A 2,409-nucleotide genomic window follows, 5' to 3' on the forward strand; every position below is an offset into this window, starting at 1 on the left:
CGCCCCCCCCCCCCCCCCCGCGACGTTCAGCGCGCCGGGAAGGCGGCGAGCTGGCCGTCCCTGGAAAGGAGAAGGGCGGTCTCGGGACCGTCGTGCAGCCGGTCGAGCCACTGCTCCGCCTCGAGCCGCTCCAGCAGCCGCGCGGCCGGATCCTTTCCCCGCATCATCGCCCGGTGCTCGATGTGGAGGAAGCGCTCGCTCCCGCCCGGCCCGGACCGGAACCGCCAGACGTGCCGGCCCGGCTCGTTGCGCTCCGCCGTGCGAAGCCCCGTCCACCTGCCGCGTGCCTGCTCCCGGATCGCGGGGCCGAGCTCCCGGGCCACACGCGTGATCCGCTGCTTCTGAGTCTCTTTCGGGTCCATGGGCGCCTTTCTGCAACAGGCGCGGGAGAACGCGCCGACGGAGAGCTCCGGCGGCGCGGAGTGCGCCGGGGAGAAGGAGCGTGCGGAACGGAAAAGCCCGCGGTTCACGTCAGCGCTGACGTGAGCCGCGGGCGGTTCGCAGACGGGGAAGCACGCTCCCGGTCGAGCAACACACTACCCCCTCGGGGGCGCACTGTTCCGCGCCCACCGGGCGGCCCCGGTCCTGGCTTTCCCGGTCACGGCGGCCGGGTAGGCCATCGCGCGCTGGGCGGAGCCGAGGCTCGGGGCACCTGCGGAAGCAGGCGGCGGGGGCCCTCACGCGGTCCCCGCGCGCCGCATCCCCCTGGGGGACTTGTGCTTCCCCGGCCCCGTCACTACTCATTCACGTCCAGCAGCTACTCTGCTGCTCCTGAAGCGGCGGTCCCGTCCGGGTCCGTCGCTTCGCGCGCAAGGCACCGCACACTTCCGTGGAGTCCCCGATGCACGAGGAGAACGCCGGCCGCGGTGTCCCCCTTCACACGAAGATCCTCGTCGGCCTCGCCATCGGCGCCACGGCCGGCGGGGTGGCGAACGCGCTCTGGCACGGCGAGGCGGGGCTCCTGTGGGCCGTGGACAACGTGGCGCAGCCCATCGGCCAGGTGTTCCTCCGCATGCTGTTCATGGTGGTGGTCCCCCTGGTGTTCACCTCGCTCGCGCTGGGCGTGGCCTCGCTGGGCGACCTGTCGCGCGTGGGGCGGGTGGGGGCCAAGACGCTGGCCTTCTTCCTGGCGACCACCGCGCTGGCCGCCATCCTGGGGCTCACCCTGGTGAACGTGATCCGCCCCGGCGAGGCGCTGGACGCTACGGTGCGCACCGCGCTCCTGGCGGAGTACACGGGCGAGGCGGCGGAGAAGGTGACCGCGGCGGGCGAGTCGGGGTTCGGGATCCAGACCTTCGTCAACATCGTCCCCCGCAACCCGGTGGACGCCGCGGCGAAGGGGGAGATGCTGGGGCTGATCTTCTTCACCCTGGTCTTCGGCGTGGCGCTGACGCGCATCCCCCGCGAGACGGCGGCGCCGGTGCTCCGGGTGCTGGAGGGGGTGAGCCAGGCGGTGATGGTCATCATCGGCTTCGCCATGAGGCTGGCCCCGGTCGGCGTGGCCGCGCTGATCTTCTCGGTAACGGCGCGCTTCGGCTTCGACGTGCTCCGCTCGCTGGGGATGTACGTCGTGGTGGTCCTGGTTGGCCTGGCGCTCCACCTCTTCGGGGTGATCCCCACGCTGGCGCGCCTGCTGGCCGGGGTGCGGCCGCTGGACTTCCTGCGCCGCTGCCGCGCGCTGATGGTGACGGCGTTCTCCACCTCCAGCTCCAACGCCACCCTCCCCACCACCATCCGCACCGCCGAGGAGCAGTTCGGCGTCCCGCGCGAGATCGCCGGGTTCGTCATCCCGCTGGGCGCCACCATGAACATGAACGGCACCGCCCTGTTCGAGGGGATGACGGTGCTCTTCCTGGCGCAGGTGTTCGGGGTGGAGCTGTCGCTGGGCTCTCAGCTCCTGGTGATCGGGATGTCGGTCATCACCGCGGTGGGCGCGGCCGGCGTCCCCGGCGGCTCCATCCCGCTCCTGGTGCTGGTGCTGGAGATGGTGGGCGTCCCGGGCGAGGGGATCGCCCTGGTCCTGGGGGTGGACCGGATCCTGGACATGTCACGCACCGTCCCCAACGTCCTGGGCGACCTGCTCACCTCCCTCGTGGTCGCCCGGAGCGAGGGGATCACGCTCGTGGAGCCGCCGGAGCGCGTGGCCGAGGCCGCCATGGAGGCCACGACGATCGGGCCGGACGCGGAAGAGCAGCGGGCGGGGAACAGATAGGCCCCCTCACCCCCCGGCCCCCTCTCCCCCGCAGGCGGGAGAAAGGGGGAGCACGACACCGGCGCCGAGCAGCTCTCCCCTCTCCCGCTTGCGGGCGGGGGAGGGTGGCGAGCCTCAAGCGAGCCGGGTGGGGGCCCTTGTGGGGAGGGGGTTACCTCGACTCCGTGTCCGCCCGACGCTCGATGGGCGCGGCCTCG

Annotated in this window: 2 protein-coding genes; one reads left to right on the forward strand and one right to left on the reverse strand. The window is 72.8% G+C overall.

Going from position 1 to position 2,409, the window contains the following annotated elements; translation table 11 throughout:
- Positions 1 to 26: 26 nt before the first annotated feature.
- Entirely contained in the window at positions 27 to 362 is a 336-nt protein-coding gene (locus VGR37_14765; protein HEV2148663.1) for a hypothetical protein, read from the reverse strand.
- A gap of 479 nt (positions 363 to 841) precedes the next feature.
- Here VGR37_14765 and VGR37_14770 point away from each other — a divergent pair, with 479 nt between their 5' ends.
- Entirely contained in the window at positions 842 to 2,212 is a 1,371-nt protein-coding gene (locus VGR37_14770) for a dicarboxylate/amino acid:cation symporter (GenBank protein HEV2148664.1), read from the forward strand.
- Positions 2,213 to 2,409: the final 197 nt, after the last annotated feature.

The sequence above is a fragment of the Longimicrobiaceae bacterium genome, from assembly GCA_035936415.1.
Classification (GTDB): domain Bacteria; phylum Gemmatimonadota; class Gemmatimonadetes; order Longimicrobiales; family Longimicrobiaceae; genus JAFAYN01.

Bases quoted from the DNA above. Each gene is read 5' to 3' on its own strand.
- VGR37_14770 (HEV2148664.1), top strand. From the start codon at position 842: ATGCACGAGGAGAACGCCGGCCGCGGTGTCCCCCTTCACACGAAGATC.
- VGR37_14765 (HEV2148663.1), bottom strand. From the start codon at position 362: ATGGACCCGAAAGAGACTCAGAAGCAGCGGATCACGCGTGTGGCCCGG.